This window comes from Marinomonas sargassi, assembly GCF_025716875.1.
Classification (GTDB): domain Bacteria; phylum Pseudomonadota; class Gammaproteobacteria; order Pseudomonadales; family Marinomonadaceae; genus Marinomonas; species Marinomonas sargassi.
On sequence record NZ_JAOVZB010000002.1, the window covers coordinates 457,070 to 474,388 of the forward strand.

Here is a 17,319-nt window from a genome sequence, read left to right on the forward strand (position 1 = left end):
CCTCAGCTCATAACCCGTCACCATTTTCATCACCTTATCCAGTGTATCCTATTGGATAGGGTGATGCTTTTTAACCCTTCTCCGCAACAAGCCCTTGCCATTTCACATCGTCCTCGTTATGGTCATTTGCTTGCTCTTCTGAAACAGCATGCCTTTTATTTCCTAATCATTTTGAGACGCTTTTCTATGACATCAGATCACCCTTTTTCTATTCTTGTTCCCGATGTCATTCTTGATGCGGTTGAGTCCACGGGCATCTGGAGCGATTCACGCATTTACCCTTTAAACAGTTATGAAAATCGGGTCTATCAGGTTGGTATAGAAGACGCGCCTGCGGTGATTGCCAAGTTCTATCGCCCTGAACGTTGGAATGAAGCCCAAATTCTTGAAGAGCATGAAACACTCTTAACACTCAAAGAGAAAGGCGTCCCTGTTGTGGCTCCTATGCAGTTTGAAGGGAAAAGTCTATTTAGCCATCAAGGGTTACATTTTTGTTTGTCACCTCGATTGATTGGCCAGCACCCTGAGGCTGACAACCTAGACCAGCTATATCAACTGGGTGAGCTGATAGGGCAAGTCCATCAAGGTATGTCCTCTGAACCTTTTAAAGCTCGAATCAGCGTGACACCTCTTGATCAGCTAGATAACGCCGCCAAAACCATTTTGTCTGGCCAGTTCATGCCTGAAAAGCTGAAAACTATTTATCGCAAGCAAGTAGAAATCTTACGAGAGAAAAGCCAAGCTCGTATCAATGATTATTGGCCAACTCAGTTACGCCCAGTACATGGTGATAGTCACCGCAGCAACTTGATGTTGCATGAAGGACAATTTCATTTATTGGATTTTGATGACTGCCAAAACGGCGTCGCTGTTCAAGACATTTGGCTTCACCTCACACAAACCGAAAATCCAAGGCAGCAATTAAGCGAGCTAATTGAAGGTTATGAAGCTTATCTCCCCTTTGAAACTCGCGAATTAGATTTAATCGATGTGTTCAAAAGTGTACGCGTTATTCAATACGCAGCTTGGTTACAGAACCGCTGGAGTGACCCAGCTTTCAAAAAAGCCTTTGCTTGGTTTGGTAGTGAAGACTATTGGTTAAATCACTTAAATGAACTAAAAAATTGCGAGCTGGAATGGGGTAATATTTCTCGATGAACCCTATAAAGCATACCCTTGCTAACTTGTTTGGCTTCGAAGAATTTCGCGAAGGCCAAGAACAAACTATTCAACAGCTACTCAATGGACAATCTTCCTTAGCCGTCTTCCCTACTGGCTCAGGGAAGTCCCTATGTTATCAATTTACGGCAACTCAACTACCGAATTTAACTCTAGTTATCTCACCCTTGATTGCCTTAATGCACGACCAGCTCGACTTCCTACGCTCTAAGAACATGCCCGCTGCCAGTTTAGACTCCAGCCAAAGCCGAGAAGAAAGCCAAGCTGTAATGGCTGGGGTTCAAAGCGGTCAAATAAAGGTATTGATGATCTCTGTGGAACGTTTTAAAAACGAACGCTTTCGCCGTTTTATTAAAAACATCCCAATTTCCATGCTAGTCGTAGATGAAGCCCACTGTATTTCTGAATGGGGGCATAACTTTCGCCCAGACTATTTAAAACTGCCCTCTTACCAACAAGAGTTAGCCATCCCTTTGGTGCTTTTATTGACGGCAACAGCAACTCGACGCGTACAGCGAGATATGGCGGAAAAGTTCGCTATTCAACCCAACCACATAGTACAAACGGGCTTTTACCGAGAGAATTTGGATATTGAGCTGGTTCAAACTAGCAGTCAGGATAAACTCAAAAAACTAGAGAACCTACTCGGAAAAAGCCAAGGCGCAAGCATCGTTTATGTGACACAACAACAAACCGCTGAAAGTATTGCCAACCACTTAAAGAGTAATGGTCATTCTGCCATGGCTTACCATGCAGGGCTGGGTAATGATATGCGCAGTGATATACAAGCTCAATTTATGGCAGGAAGCACACGTATTATCGTGGCGACTATTGCTTTTGGGATGGGGATAGATAAAGCCGACATCCGCCTTGTAGTGCATTTCGATTTGCCCAAGTCCATTGAGAACTATAGCCAAGAAATTGGCCGTGCTGGACGAGATAGCCTACCAAGTCGCTGCGTGTTGCTCGCTAGCTTAGACGGTTTACACACATTAGAAAACTTTGTTTATGGCGATACACCTGAAGCCCATAACATTGCCAACTTGCTAAGTATTATTGAAGAACAAAGTGTAGCTGGTGAATGGGAAACACAGTTATACGGCCTATCCAATCAAACGAACATTCGCTCATTGCCTTTAAAGACCTTATTAGTTCAATTGGAGTTATTAGGCGCCATCACCCCGAAGTTTAGCTATTACGCTGATGTACGTCTGAAATGGGAGATGGATAGAACAGCCTTCGCCCAACAGGTTCCCGAACCATGGCAAGCAAGCTATCAAGCGATATTAAAGAACATTCAATACAAAAAAATTTGGGGCACGCCAAATTTCGAGGCGCTTTTTAATCAATACGATTTATCACGAAGTGATGTTTTACAAGTATTAGAGTTCGCCGCAGAGCAAAATGCCCTTACATTAGAAAGTAAGGGGTTAACAGAAGTCTATATGATGAATAAGAGTACTTTTTATCCACAAACACTTTCTTCTCAACTACAAACTTATGTGGAAGAAAAGCAAACCTCCGAAATCGAGCGTATTGCGACCATGATTCGCTTCTTTCAACTTGATAGATGTTTGAACCACAATCTGGCGCGATATTTTGGCGACCAAAATGCGCCCACTCACTGCGGCCATTGTTCTGTATGTCGCGGAAACGTTCTAACTTTTCTAGATGAACAACAGAGTAGTTTACTGGACGCTAACCAAAACATGTTGAGTGAAGAATCGATCAGAGGCTATGTTGCAGAATTCGTCGGCCAAGTAAGCAGCAAAAGTCCGACGACAGTAATGACAGAAACACTCATCTGCCGCTTTTTAACAGGCTTATCACAACCTATTTTTACCAAGGTAAAAGCAAGACAGTTATCAGGGTTTGGAGTATGTGAAAAGCTTGCTTATGGAGAGGTATTAAATCAAGTGAAAAATTTAAAACATCGCTAACAAGATAGCAGTTAACGACTTAGTCGTTAATAGATCAGTAATTAATAGGTAGCTCCTGATAGACACCCACTTCTACAAGGTTGTTATCAAGATCATTAAAGTAAACGGATTGCATCGGCCCTTGGGCACCCATTTTCTCCACTGGGCCTTCCAGTATTCTAATATCCTGTTCTTTAAAGTGGGCGATCACATCTTCAATCGCCCATTTAGAAATCAAGCAAAGATCGCCCGAGCCTTCCAGTGCATGATTACGCAATTCATCCCCCAATAACTGGAAGTTGATTTTTTGATTACCAAATTTCACAGCACGTCGCCCATCACCAAAAGTAATGGCTTCCATTTTTAAAACAGTTTCATAAAAAGATACCGCTTTTTCAATGTCCGCTACAGTCAAAACGATATGGTCAAAATGGCAAATCATAGCCCTGCATTACCTCTTTCAGGCCATTTAAAGAATAGCTATCATGCTACAACGATTCCTCAGAAAAACAAGTCAATCCGCCCTTCTCTTTACATAAAGACGCTAGGGAAGATACGAACAAGTCCACTGGCTTCAGCGTGTGGATAAACCTTTATTATTCGAGGCAAGTTTCGCCGTCCAATATTGAACATATTGGCAAGAAGCTTAACAAAGAATAAAAAGAGTTTAGCCCACGCCCTTCGGGTCTTTCAGAGAAACGGTCTCTCTAGATTAATAGTGGTCAAAAGTAAGAGCGATTGAAAGGTATTTACATTCCTGCTCACTCTTGCCTTGATAGGTCATTTCTCTGATAAGACTGAAGTTCAGAAGACTTATTCATACCTTCCCTAGGTCAAGTTCATTTTTAATCAGCTTTTCTTTCTGCTTTCTGCTCAATTGTTTAATACGGTATTCCAGTTTCAGTGCGTCGCTTTTAGAACCTATAAATTGCTGCCATACCAGCTCAAGGGGACCTTTACCTTTTAGGTAGCGGGAACCTCGTTTATTCGCCCCAGAGTGCTCTTTAAAGCGCCTTTCAACATCTGTACTGATACCTGTATACAAGGTATCTAAACGTGTTTTGATAACATAAACATGCCAATGTTCTCTGTCTTCTTTCATCGCCATAGTATTTAGACAGCTTTCATGACTTGACGTTTATTCGATACAATTAAAAGCAGCTGCACCAATACGCACAGTATCACCAAACAAATACAAAGTAAGTTAGTACCTTTCCAGCCTATGCTCGAAATTAACAACGCAGGTGTCATGGCTCCTGCCATAGCAAATAGGGCAATTCCTGTTTCTCCCACACCTTGTAACTTTTTAGCACTTTTATTGCCTTCCAAAACGACAGAGATATAAGCGCTACCACTTACATAGGTGAAGTTCCATGCTAGTCCAAGTGTAATTAACGACACCAGAATAGAGGCATAGCCATCAGCAAAAAGGTTAATCAAAAAAGTCGCCATAAATAGAGCAAGCCCCGTAAAAATAACTTTCTGATGGCCAAGCTTACCTACTAAAAAACCAGATAAAAAAGAAGGTGCGAACATAGCAACAACATGCCACTGTATGGCCATAGCAGAATGGTCAAAATGCACATGAAGATGGTGCATTTGTAATGATGATTGGATCATCACTAAGTTCATTAGGCCGAAACCAAGAGCACCAGATAAAACAGCAACAAAAAACAAAGGCGATACATTCGTCAGAAAATTAGGAGCATCGGTGCTTATTTTACTGTCACTAGTATTAACTTTTTTATCCATTATTTCCTTAGGAAGTAGCGCAATAATCAGTATATTCACTGCGGCAAGCGCAACCAAAGCCATATAACATAAGGCAAACAAGGGAAAGCCATCCACTTCGCGGAAGGTACTACCAATATAAGGGCCGAGCACAGCAGACACCAAGCCACCAGCGATCACTAATGACACGGCTCTAGTTTTGGTTTTTCCAACCAGGTTATCCACCGCCGCAAAACGATAATAGTTAGTACAAGCCATGGATATACCAAGTAGAGAATGGGCAAGCATCAATGCGATAAAAGAGTTTTCCATCACCGCGTGATAACCCACCAAACCTGCACTAGCCAAACCTAAAGCCCCCACTACGAAACCAAACTTACGACCTTTCCTTGTCATCAAGACAGACACGGGATAAGTCGCCAGCAACATACATAAGAATTGCATGCCATAGGGCAAGGTAGCCCAACCTTCACTTGGAGCAATAAGTAAGCCTACCGTGGCTGCCACAGTGACGGAAATAACCGCAGAAGTGGCATTAAGAGACTGACATAAGAAATATAAATAAACGTATTTAGGCAGTGATGATGTCGCTTCCGTTGAAGACATTTCGTTTCCTATAATTAGGTTAATAATCAAATAATTCTACAATGAGCGATAATCTAATAACTCACGCGGTTTCGCACTGTTTTAAGAATATCGGCTTTTGCGTCTTGTTAGTAGATAGATACAAGCATACTCAATATACCTGCCATACTTAGCACTCTAATCAATCACTATCATGATTAAAGTGAGCCCTGTAACAACCCCCATCACAATATTAAATATTCTTTGCCGTTTCACATTGGTTAATAAGCGGCGAATACTCGTTCCTAGCCCAACCCAGATAGAAATTGTTGGCAAATTCACACAAGTAAAAACACACACTATCCAAATGCCTGACTGGGCATACAGCTCCCCAGGAATAGCGAAAGTACTAATGGCACTAATCGCCATCATCCATGCTTTAGGATTAACGAATTGAAACAGAGCAGCTTGCCACCAGCGCATGGGCTCAGATTTGGCAGTCTGCTCTTGCGAAAAGTTCGTCACGGGAGCGGACGCAATCTTCCACGCTAGAAATAGAAGGTAAGCCCCACCTAGCCATTTCAACAGTACATATAAAGGCGGATACCATAGAAATAAGCCCCCCACTCCTAACAACACTGCTGTCACCAAAGTAGCGACACCAACGCTGATGCCCAACATGTGAGGCAAAGTACGAATAAAGCCAAACTGAGCCCCAGACGCCAATAGCATAATATTATTGGGCCCAGGGGTGCCTGACATAACAAACGCAAATAAAGCCACTGCCAATAAATAAGACCAGTCTATCATGACTAGATACCCCTACTTTTTCACTTTTGAAAGTACATCTTGAGTAAAACCATACAGGGTAGCTTGAGCAACTTCTTTATTACGACACTCAGAACTGATACCTACATCAGATAGCTCATGTGTAGTTAAACGCGCTAACCTTTTACGGCTACGGAAACGCACCACACACTGTTGGATATGAACAAATAAACTAATTATTAACATAACCTTCTCCTTAAATTTCACTGGTCACCTATCAGTACAAATAAAAGCCTATATTCTCAATCTGCCCTGATGTGTATGAGTGATTACTTTAACGAAAAGCGAATATTCAATACAGATGTAGAAAATTGCTATTTAAACCATACAGAAGACAAGAAAATCTCTCTGTATGGTAAAAGAAATCCACATCTGTATGGTTAATAGGTGTTCAAATTCGTTCTACAATAAATACTCCATTTGAAATTCCGGTTATGTCTTCTAGGAGAAATCATGGCGCTATATAAAGAACTTGCTCAACGTTTACGAGATCACATTCAGCATGATTTTTATAAGCAAGGTGACAAGCTTCCCTCTGTACGCCAATTAGCACAAGAACACAGTGTTAGTATTTCCACCGTACAAGAGGCTTATCGACAACTGGAGCAAGATAGACTCGTCGAAGCAAAGCCGAAATCGGGGTATTTTGTTTGCCGAACGGAAGGCGGGAGTCTACCCAGCATTTCTCGACCTCCACAGAGACCCTTAGAAGTGTCTCAGTGGGAGGAGGTCCTCAATATGCTCATGATTCGAGCAAGCCAAAAGGGCGTACAGTTGCAACATGCTATGCCAGATATGCGAGCTCCGACCCTAAAACCTTTATTAAAGACCTTATCTGATCTATCTAAGCACAAACCTGAACTTGGTTTAGGGTATTCAGATATTCGGGGCTCCGAAGCCCTGCGCACTCAGTTATGCCGACTAGCGGTGGCGTCAGGCTGTCAATTACACCCCGACGATCTTGTTATCACTTCAGGCTGCCAAGAAGCTATTTCGGTGTGTTTAAGAGCCGTAACTTCGCCCGGTGACATAGTAGCCATAGAATCACCGAGCTTTTACGGTTCTATGCAAGCGATTAAAGCAGCCAACTTGAAAGCCATGGAAATTCCAACTCATCCAGAAACAGGTATGAGTATCGAAGCACTTGAACTGGCACTAGATCAATGGCCAATCAAAACCATTTTTGTCACTCCGACTTGTAATAACCCAATGGGTTACACCATGCCAGATGAGAAAAAAGAACAACTCTATAAGCTGGCACAGGCCTATGACATCACCATTATTGAAGATGATATTTATGGGGACATCTCATATCAGTTCCCTCGCCCGAGAAGCATAAAATCATTTGATACGGATGGTCGGGTTCTATTGTGCTCCTCTTTTTCTAAGTCTATTGCACCGGGTATTAGAGTCGGTTGGATAGCGCCGGGGCGTTATAGAGACAGAGTGACTCATATCAAATACGTAAGCAGTTCTATGTGCCCTGTTTTCCCGCAATTAGCGATCGAGAAGTTCATCCGCTTAGGAGGTTACAACAAGCACATTCGTCAAATGCGCCATCAATACGAACCGCAAAGGGACCATTTACTCAAAGCGATCAAAGACTACTTCCCAAGCAATACAAGGGTAAGTTTCCCACAAGGCAGTTTCATTCTTTGGGTAGAACTGGATAACGACATAGATACGATGAAACTGATAGAAAGCTGCCGTAAAGTCGGTGTCGGCTTTGCACCTGGTCCTTTATTCTCAGCAACAGGAAAATACCGAAACTGCTTTAGGCTAAATTTCAGTGAACAAAACACTCATAGGAGAGAAGAAGCTATTAAATTGCTGGCAAAGGAAATTAAAGCGTTTTCAAAGGCTGAATAGTTATTAAGAAAGGATTAGAGTCTAAAAAAGACTATAGAGATATTTGGCATATAAAATCATACAAGAATGGCAATAATAGTTCCTAATGTGCCAATACCTTTTGCCACTTTGCCTGCAAAATAAGCATCGTCAGTTTTTTCTTCCGCTTCAGTTTTCACTTCCACTTCTTCAACCACCTCTTCTTCTACTTCACTAGGCTTATCAAAACCAAGGAAACCATAAGCAAAAGACTTAACGTTATCTTCCAATGCTGGTGCGTCTGAGTCCGCTTCTTTAGTGGCCGTAGGTTTTACATTTAGACCTTTATCACTATCCGACTCCACTGCTTGAGGCAATTTGGCGGCAGCCGTTTTCGATGCACTCGTAGCGTATGGATTACTCGCTGCAGAATTTAGAGGTGATATAGACATAATACAAGACCTAAATAACGTTTACAGACTCTGTGTTTTCGAACTCGTGCTCAATGGGCTGAGTATTAATTCTCAAGTACCTTAATATCGGCATATACAGGCATAACTTAAGGCCTAGTTTAGGCAATTACTGCGAACGATTCAAACAAACTGTTTATTTTTCAAACCATAAAAACAAAAAGCTGACCTAATGGTCGAGAAAGTGTTTGAAATCATTACATTTTTTAAAAATTCTTTTTAGAAAAATAGTTTAAAAAATGATAAGTTGAATTAAATTCAAATCCACATTATTTCCTATTTTGAGGGGAGAGCACTTTGTCTACTATTTCTACCAGTAATAAGAAATACCGTTTAGTAACTCGCAGTGATTTTGATGGCCTAGTCTGTGCCGTACTCCTAAAGGAATTAGACCTAATTGATGACATTAAATTTGTTCATCCGAAAGATATGCAAGATGGCACTATCGACATCACAGAAAAAGATATTACAACCAACCTGCCCTATGTACCGGGCTGTTTCATTGCGTTTGACCATCACCTTAGCGAAGTAACTCGTAGCGAAGGAAATAAACAAGACAATCATATTATTGATCCTAATGCACCTTCCGCTGCCCGCGTTGTTTACGACTATTATGGTGGCGCAGAAAGATTCCCAGCAGCATGGTCTGACATGATGGCAGCGGTTGATAAAGCCGATGCTGCGCAATTCAGTGAAGGCGAGATCCTTAACCCAACTGACTGGGTGTTATTAAACTACCTTATGGATAGCCGTACCGGTTTAGGTCGCTTCCGTGATTTCCGTATTTCTAATTACCAATTAATGATGGAGTTAATCGATTACTGTCGAGATCACACTATCACGGAAATACTCGCCCTCCCTGACGTTAAAGAACGTGTCAATGTATACCAAGAACACGCTGAAAAGTTCACCGAACAAGTTGCTCGTTGCGCTACCGTACATAATAACTTAGTCGTTCTAGACTTAAGAAATGAAGAAGTCATTTATGCGGGTAACCGTTTCATGATTTATGCCTTGTACCCTCAATGTAATATTTCTATTCATGTTTTATGGGGCTTGAAAAAACAAAATACTGTTTTCGCCATTGGTAAATCTATTTTAGATAGAAGCTCAAAAACCAATGTTGGTGAGCTATGCCTTAAATATGGCGGTGGTGGACACCAAGCAGCAGGAACTTGTCAGGTTGATAACGACAAAGCTAAGCAAACACAACTAGCTCTAATACAGTCAATCAATCAAGACGGCTAGTTTAAATTCCTACAATAAAAAGGGGCTAACTTGTATCAGTAGCCCTTTTTAAATTATATTCTTTTAATAACACCCACCTACAATAGCTTTCGCTTCCAGTTCTCCAGATATATTCAATTCACCATAAACTCTTGCCATAAATGTAAATAAACGAAAATTCCCTTCCATGAATTGTGAATAAAAAGTGATACTTTTTACATTCAAAAGTACTTAATAACAAAATAGTTATAATCATCTCAGCACTGGTATTAGGTATGGCGTTAACTCACGTATTGAGAAGGGTAACCTAGATAATGTTCAAGTCGTCAAAACATGTTGGAGCACTGTGCATCAGCTTAGCTCTTTCTGCTTGTAGTACCACAGAGAAGCAACAGGACTACTCTCCCCTTGTAGAAGATGAGTTACAACTCATCGACAAAGATAAAGCATCGAACTGGCAGTCACTTGATAACGCCACTTCTGCTAATTATTTAACAGACCTAATTCAAGACGCCCAATTAGATAGTCTTATTCAACAAGCATTAGAAGCCAACCCCAACTTACAGAAAACCAAACATACTCTGCAAGCAAGCTTGATCAGTCTACGCAGCCAATATGGTGACTCTCTACCTGTCGTTGAAGCAGGTTTTTCAGGTGATAAAACCGAAGGAGATGACATTAGCTTCGATACAGATTTAACAATAAGCTGGGAGCTGGATTTATGGCGTAAGCTTGCCAACTCAGAGCAATCCACTGCGAAGTCTTTCGCTAGTGAAGAAGCCCTTTACCAGGCCAGCCGAGACTTGCTGGTCGCTAACGTCATTAAATCTTGGCTAGCCATTACGGCAAAACAACATGCGGTAGATATCGAGAAGAAACGCCTAGCCTTATTAAGCGCCAATGAAAAACTGATCATGAAACGTTTTAGAAATGGCCTTGGTAGTCTTGAAGAGTTAGATTCGTCTCGTACTTCAACATCACAATCGAAAGCAGACCTTATCGAACTGGAAGAAAATTTGGCGGCGGAGCTACGTACACTACAGGTATATTTAGGTAGTACAGAATCTCTTCATTTGGTAACGAATACCCACTACCCTCAAGTGATTTTGCCTTTAAGTGACCTTCCAACTCAAACTTTAAGTCGTCGGCCAGATCTTAAAGCCGCTTACCTCAGCATAGAGGCTGCAGATCTTAATACCTCTGTTGCCTATAAAGATATGCTCCCTAGTATCAGCTTAAAAGCAACCCTCAGTGAAACTGCATCGTCTCCAACAAAAGCTCTATTCGGTGAGCCTTTATGGACTTTGCTAGCGCAACTAACTCAGCCAATTTACAACGGTGGTCAATTAAAAGCGGCCGTCGAGGTGGCCAAGTTAGAAACGGCTCAGGCCTACCAAGATTACAGAGATACATTATTAACTGCAGTAAATGAAGTAGAAACCGCAATAGGACAAGAAAAAGTGCTTTCGTTGCAAGAGCAACACATTCAAGACGCTTTGAATAGTTCAACAAAGAACCTATCTCAATATGAGAAAAAGTATCGTAGTGGGCTAATTGAAATTAGTGACCTCATTGATGTGCAAACCACCACTTACGATCTTGAAGCACAACTCGACAATATTATTTATCAACGTCTATCTAACCGAGTCGATTTAGGACTCGCATTGGGTCTTGGAGCTAACAAACAATGAAACGTCTTTCACTTTGGATTACTTTAATTCTGGCACTGGCAAGCGTTGTTGGGGCTTATCTATATGTTACCGCAGCAATCGAAGCAAAAGAAAATAAAGTTCGAAAGCCTCGCCCAGCAGCAAAAGAACAAGCGATCAAAATGACAGTTATTGATGCTGAAGTAGGTGTTTATGCACCTATGATTCAAGCTTCGGGGTTGGTTAAGCCTAGATATTCTATCACCATTAAAAACCAAGTGAGCGGCACAGTAAGCCAGATATCTAATGACTTTGAATCTGGAAAAATAGTCAAGAAAGGTCAGCTTTTAGCTCAATTGTCGAATAGTGAATTACAAAGTGATCTCGCCAGCGCAAAGAAAGATTTAGCCAGTGCCGAGCTTGCGCTTAAAGAAGAGAAACGCCAAGGCGATCAAGCTAAAGCCGAGTGGGAAGCTTCAGGTTTTTCAGAAGAGCCAGATTCCGATCTAGTGCTTCGTAAACCACAATTAGAAGCGGTGCAAGCGGAATATGACGCAGCAAAAGCGGCTCTTAAAAAAGCTCAGGACGACCTAACTCAAACAAAAATACTGGCACCATTTGATGCATTAATTATTAATAGAAGTATCTCACCCGGTAGCTATTTAACCGCAAACAGTGAAATAGCTAGCCTTTATAGTATCGACAGAGCCGAAATCAAAATCGATCTTCCTAGTAGCGATTGGACTCAATTGGCAAATGAAGAGGCTTTAGTTTCTTCCAGCTCTCCTGCCATTATTCAAAGTGTCGATACCAATGCATCATGGCAAGGAAAAATTATTAGTGTTGGTTTACATATTGACGAAGCAACCCGTATGCGTAGCCTAACGGTTGGTCTTGATAAACCACTCGAGCAGACTCCGATTTTAATTCCCGGAACCTTTGTTAAAGTCACTCTTGAAGGAAAACAACAAGATAATCTGTGGCGCTTACCAAACACCTCATTAAGCCAAAGAAGTGAAATCTGGTACCTTGATGAAAACAGTCGACTCGCTACTTTTGAAACAACACCCAGCTTTGTGGATGCAAAATACATTTATGTTCCTGTTCCTGAAAGCTTACAAGGTGAAACGGTTCAAGTTTTAGTACAACCCTATAACAGCTATTTAGAAGGCACTCTTGTTTCTCCAGTAAAACAAGGCGGTAAATCATGAGCCCAGTAGACCAGCAACACAAAGGGATCATCCCCTGGTTTGCTAACAACCCTGTAGCTGCCAACCTCTTATTAATATTGGTCATCACCTTAGGGGTGATCAATATGGGCAATTTAAATAAAGAAGCCTTCCCTAGCCTGACGCCTAACCGAGTGGCCATTTCTGTTAGCAATGACAGCGGCTCAGCGAAAGAAAACGAAGAAGGCATTGCTATAGCAATTGAACAAGCCCTGCAAGCGACACCTGGGGTAAAAAATATCACCACCTCATCTACGGCCAGTTCAACTCGTGTGACCATTGAGATGCTCGATGATTATGATATCGACACCTTGATGGAAGACGTGCAAAATGAAATGGATCAGATCAATTCCTTTCCTGACGATGCCGATCCAGCCGTTGTCTCCAAGGCGGTAAGACAAGAACATGCTTTATGGGTGCAACTCTATGGGGACGCAAACCGTCGCACACTGCAAAAGCTTGTCGATGAGCTTGAGTCCGACTTACTCGCCCATGAAGATATAGGGGAAACCTCATTAACAGGCTGGCTCGATCCTGTAATGAAAGTGGAGGTAAACAAAGAAAAGCTAGAGTCTTATGGACTTTCTTTAACGGATATTGCCACTGCCATTAACGCCGAGTCCTCTACGGCAAAAGTAGCCACTCTTAGCAACCAAGACATTTACCTATCTGTTAGTGCCTCCGAACAGGCTTACCTAAAACCTCAGTTCGCTAACATCCCGATTCAGGTAAATGCCAATGGTGGAGAATTACTACTAAGTGATATCGCGACTATTCGCGATACATTTGACGAAGACACCTTCACTCTTTCCCGTTATAACCGTCAAAACAGTGTGGCAATTCAAGTGTTAGCAACGGGTACAACCGACATATCCAATGCTGTCAGTGCCGCCAAGGAAATTGTACAAAAGTGGCAAGAAAGTGGCCGCCTTCCTAATAATGTCACCATGAGTACTTGGTATGACAGAAGTGAATCCATTAATGATCGTATTGATTTAATGATAGAAAATGCGGTCACAGGGATTCTTTTAGTATTCGTTTTGCTCGCTATTTTCTTAAACATCACGGTCGCTTTCTGGGTTGCTATGGGGTTGCCTTTTATCTTTTTTGGCACCCTGTTCATAATGGGTAGAGACAGTATTGATTTAACCTTAAACCTCTTTACCACCTTTGGCTTCATCATGGCATTGGGCATAGTTGTAGACGATGCTGTGGTGGTAGGTGAAAGCGTTTATACGGTTCGTTCCAAAGAAGGCGATACTCTTGCCAGTACTATCAAAGGCACCATGAGGGTCGCAGTTCCGACCTTATTTGGTGTCTTCACTACTGTAGCGGCCTTTTGGGCATTGTCGAATATTGAAGGGCGGTTAGGCCAAGTCTACTCACAATTTGCTATGGTAGTAGCCATCTGTCTAATATTGTCGGTGGTTGAGTCTAAACTCATTTTGCCAGCACACTTAGCTCATATAAATACTCGTAAATCAGTACGTACCAACCCTATTTCGACTTTATGGGCGATGGTACAGCATGGCGCAGATAGTGGCCTGCAATGGTTTAGCGATCGCATCTACAAGCCAAGCATTGATGCTTCTCTTAACCACAGATACGCCATTTGTTTGCTCTTTGTCGCTATTTTCATCTTAGTCATTTCACTGCCGTTAACGGGTGTCGTTCGCGTGAGCTTCTTCCCTCAGATACCGGGAGACACAGTTCGCGGAAGTGTCACCATGTACAATGATGTGAGTTATGGCAAAACGGAACAAGCCTTATTGACCTTAGAAGAAGCGGCCTATCAGGCAGATATTGCTCTTCGCTCCGGCTCTAATGAGCGCAAAGGCCGCCCTACTGGCACTGGTACTGATACTGGCACTCCACAAGCTAGCGCAGGCAAAACACCAGCAAAATCTGAGCCCAAAGGTGAAGTAGCTATTAGCAGCTTACAGATTCGATCCAGTGGTGATCAATCTGGCAATATTCAAATTGAGCTCATCAAAAATAGACCCTACACTTCGGCTCAGTTTGCCGCCAAATGGAAGCAAATTGCAGGGACACCTGAAGGTGTTAAAAACCTGAGAATACGCAGCTCTCGTGAAACTGTCGATGCCTTAAAGATCGAGCTGAGAGGCAATGACTCAAGCGTATTAGATGGTGCGATGAGTGAGTTACTCATTCAGCTTGATACTCTCCCTGCCGTCACAGGCGTCGAGCAAAATACCTCACCCACAGAATCCCGTTTAGCCCTAGAGCTTAATGAACAGGGGCGTCTACTCGGTTTATCCACCAGCGATTTGGCATCACAAATATCCCTCAACTTTGACGGTAACGATGTTCAAAGCTACCAAAGAGATAATGCTGAGGTAGAAGTCATTTTAGGCTACCCAGAAGACCAGAAAGAAACACCTGCGGAGATACTCAACACCAGAGTATTGTTAGACGATGGTACAAGAATTCCGTTGTCCTCGGTCGCCAATTTATTGCAGCAAGAGGTCGAGACTACCATTGTACGTATTGATGGTAAGCGGTCTCTGTATTTATCTGCGGAGGTAGACAAAGACGAAATGTCCGCTACGGAAGTCGTGGAATATTTACAAAATGCTATTGTTCCGCAAATGGAGCGTCAGTTTGCCGGAGTCTCTATTTACTTCTCAGGTGAAGCGGAACAAAGGGCAGAAACACAGTCTTCCATGTCTAAGATGTTCCTCATCGCCATGCTGATTATTTACGGTCTGCTCGCTATTCCTCTTAAATCGTATACTCAACCTATTATCATTATGATGGCCATCCCATTTGGGATCATTGGCGCTATCCTAGGTCACTGGATGAATGATTTATCGCTAGGCATACTGTCCTTAAATGGTATTCTTGCCCTAAGTGGTGTGGTCGTAAACGATAGTCTATTGCTGGTCTCACGTTTTAATGACTTGCGACATCAAACAAGTAACGTGAAACAAGCCATTAGCATGGCTTGCCGTGGCCGCCTTAGAGCGGTACTTTTAACGTCCTTCACCACTTTTGCAGGGCTCATTCCTATTTTGGGTGAAACATCACGTCAAGCACAAGCACTGATCCCAGCGGCAGTATCCCTTGCTTATGGCATCATGTTTGCCACGGTCATCACTCTCATTCTGATCCCTGTGCTATTGATGATAAAAGAAGATATTCACCACTTATTAGCCCGCTTTAAGTCCAAACCTCATAACGAGTCATCAACTGATTTCATTTAAGGCACCTTTGAAATAAAAAGCCTGTTCCATCAACTGATGAAACAGGCCTTTTTGCTAATCTGACATTTGATAATGCCCCGATTATAAAATACTACTCTTGAACATCCATATATTTACTCGCCCAAACTCGGTTCTCTTCCAAGGTCGAGTAACGAGTTGATAACTCTGATGCATTAAGTTTGCCTTCCGCAATCCCTCGTTGCTCACGAAGACAATCGTAGGTCGCTTTGATTGCGGCAAAATATGCAGCATGACCATTCACTACAATACGCACCCCATTTTCTGCAAGGCGCTCACGATCTTGTAACTCAGGGTTACCATAAGACACCAACATAATTGGAATGGATAGATGTTGGGAAATCTCTTCTAAATGGGTGAAATCTCGAATACCAACCATGCAAATACCGTCAACGCCAACCGCTTGGTACGCCTTTACACGCTCAATCGTTTCTTCCGTTGTTAGTTGCCCAGCATTGGTACGAGCTATGATACTCATTACTGGATCAATGCGTGCCTCTAACGCCGCTTTTAACTTACCAACAGCCTCATCAACTGGAATTAGGTCCGTTGATTTGTGGCCATATTTTGCTGGTAACAAGGTGTCTTCAATAGTTAAGGCGGCAACGCCAGCACGCTCTAGCTCCACAATGGTGCGCATAACGTTCAAGGCATTACCATAACCATGATCGGCATCCGCAATAATAGGTAAGCGGGCAACGCGACCAATACGAGTAGCCTGTTCAGTAAATTCACTTAAAGTAATCAACGCAAAGTCAGGTGCTGCTAGAACCTGAAGAGAAGCAACGGAACCACCTAAAATGCCGACTTCAAAGCCAAGGTCTTCTGCAATACGTGCGGACATAGGGTCAAATGTAGAAGCTGTGTAGTAGCATTTATCGCTGGCTAATAGTGCGCGGAAGTTATTTCTTAAGTCGTGTTGAGATGGTGTTGCCATGAAAATATTGACCTCTAAATTAAATGAATAAATATATGCTGATTATACTAAGCACGATGTATACCAGCTAGAAATTCAAGCTTTAAAAAGCCTTCTTAAATCTTATTTAGAAAGCCTTTTAAAATAGATGTGTCAGAAACCACCCGTTACTTAAATGAGTACTAGAATTTGCTAATTTTCTATCATTTTCACTGACCTATCTTCTTTGACAATTTACCCTATAAACAGGTATATTCTCGCCGTCGGATTTATCCGATTTCGTTCTCGGGGCGGGGTGAAATTCCCCACCGGCGGTAAAGAATCTATTTCTAAGCCCGCGAGCGCCTAGTAGTTAATAACTTTTAGGGTCAGCAGATCTGGTGTGAATCCAGAGCCGACGGTTATAGTCCGGATGATAGAGAGCGCGTCAGACAACACCTAAATAGTGATTAAGCTTTCTTGCTTGTCATCTAAAGGTATGCCATTTATTTGGTGTATTTGCCTGCCCGTTCGCCCTGATTCACCTTATATTTTTAGG

Annotated in this window: 14 protein-coding genes and 1 riboswitch; of the genes, 7 read left to right on the top strand and 7 right to left on the bottom strand. The window is 42.3% G+C overall.

The features are described 5' to 3' along the window. Nucleotides 1-63: 63 nt before the first annotated feature. Entirely contained in the window at nt 64-1,158 is a 1,095-nt protein-coding gene (locus OFY17_RS06550) for a serine/threonine protein kinase (protein WP_263529931.1), read from the top strand. After that, complete coding sequence (locus OFY17_RS06555; RefSeq protein ID WP_263529932.1) at nt 1,155-3,119, top strand: RecQ family ATP-dependent DNA helicase; 1,965 nt, start codon at nt 1,155-1,157, stop codon at nt 3,117-3,119. Before OFY17_RS06550 ends, OFY17_RS06555 begins: the two co-directional genes overlap by 4 nt. Before the next feature lie 34 nt (nt 3,120-3,153). Here OFY17_RS06555 and OFY17_RS06560 read toward each other — a convergent pair whose 3' ends face one another. From OFY17_RS06560 to OFY17_RS06580, 5 genes are all read right to left on the bottom strand, one after another. Then, a complete protein-coding gene (locus OFY17_RS06560) occupies nt 3,154-3,540 on the bottom strand; it encodes a VOC family protein (RefSeq protein WP_263529933.1) in 387 nt (128 codons plus the stop codon). A 375-nt stretch (nt 3,541-3,915) separates the two neighbouring features. Continuing rightward, the gene (locus tag OFY17_RS06565; protein ID WP_263529934.1) at nt 3,916-4,206 is read right to left on the bottom strand and encodes a GIY-YIG nuclease family protein; all 291 of its coding nucleotides are present in this window, start codon (nt 4,204-4,206) and stop codon (nt 3,916-3,918) included. Between the two features lie 5 nt (nt 4,207-4,211). Next, nucleotides 4,212-5,435 carry an MFS transporter gene (locus tag OFY17_RS06570; RefSeq protein ID WP_263529935.1) on the bottom strand — a complete coding sequence of 408 codons (1,224 nt, stop codon included), beginning with the start codon at nt 5,433-5,435 and terminating at the stop codon, nt 4,212-4,214. A 156-nt stretch (nt 5,436-5,591) separates the two neighbouring features. Next, a complete protein-coding gene (locus OFY17_RS06575) occupies nt 5,592-6,203 on the bottom strand; it encodes a LysE family translocator (protein WP_263529936.1) in 612 nt (203 codons plus the stop codon). Between the two features lie 12 nt (nt 6,204-6,215). Then, nucleotides 6,216-6,407, bottom strand: a complete 192-nt coding sequence (locus OFY17_RS06580; RefSeq protein ID WP_263529937.1) for a DUF1127 domain-containing protein — start codon at nt 6,405-6,407, stop codon at nt 6,216-6,218. A gap of 267 nt (nt 6,408-6,674) precedes the next feature. Between OFY17_RS06580 and OFY17_RS06585 the strand changes: the two genes are divergently transcribed. After that, a complete protein-coding gene (locus OFY17_RS06585) occupies nt 6,675-8,090 on the top strand; it encodes an aminotransferase-like domain-containing protein (protein WP_263529938.1) in 1,416 nt (471 codons plus the stop codon). A gap of 56 nt (nt 8,091-8,146) precedes the next feature. Here the strand turns inward: OFY17_RS06585 and OFY17_RS06590 are convergent, their stop codons facing one another. Then, the gene (locus tag OFY17_RS06590) at nt 8,147-8,500 is read right to left on the bottom strand and encodes a hypothetical protein (protein ID WP_263529939.1); all 354 of its coding nucleotides are present in this window, start codon (nt 8,498-8,500) and stop codon (nt 8,147-8,149) included. 315 nt (nt 8,501-8,815) lie between these two features. On the opposite strand from OFY17_RS06590, the gene OFY17_RS06595 reads away from it, so the two are divergent. From OFY17_RS06595 to OFY17_RS06610, 4 genes are all read left to right on the top strand, one after another. Then, nucleotides 8,816-9,766: an exopolyphosphatase gene (locus OFY17_RS06595; protein WP_263529940.1), complete on the top strand. Its 951-nt coding sequence runs from the start codon at nt 8,816-8,818 to the stop codon at nt 9,764-9,766. Nucleotides 9,767-10,059: 293 nt separating this feature from the next. Further along, nucleotides 10,060-11,436 (top strand): TolC family protein, encoded by a 1,377-nt coding sequence (locus OFY17_RS06600; RefSeq protein WP_263529941.1) that lies wholly within the window; start codon nt 10,060-10,062, stop codon nt 11,434-11,436. Then, a complete protein-coding gene (locus OFY17_RS06605; protein WP_263529942.1) occupies nt 11,433-12,605 on the top strand; it encodes an efflux RND transporter periplasmic adaptor subunit in 1,173 nt (390 codons plus the stop codon). The genes OFY17_RS06600 and OFY17_RS06605 overlap by 4 nt, the downstream gene beginning before the upstream one ends. Next, nucleotides 12,602-15,847 carry an efflux RND transporter permease subunit gene (locus OFY17_RS06610; protein ID WP_263529943.1) on the top strand — a complete coding sequence of 1,082 codons (3,246 nt, stop codon included), beginning with the start codon at nt 12,602-12,604 and terminating at the stop codon, nt 15,845-15,847. The genes OFY17_RS06605 and OFY17_RS06610 overlap by 4 nt, the downstream gene beginning before the upstream one ends. Before the next feature lie 91 nt (nt 15,848-15,938). Here OFY17_RS06610 and OFY17_RS06615 read toward each other — a convergent pair whose 3' ends face one another. Further along, nucleotides 15,939-16,802, bottom strand: coding sequence for an isocitrate lyase/PEP mutase family protein (locus OFY17_RS06615; protein WP_263529944.1), 864 nt, complete (start codon nt 16,800-16,802; stop codon nt 15,939-15,941). 256 nt (nt 16,803-17,058) lie between these two features. After that, nucleotides 17,059-17,209: riboswitch (FMN riboswitch) on the top strand. Nucleotides 17,210-17,319: the final 110 nt, after the last annotated feature.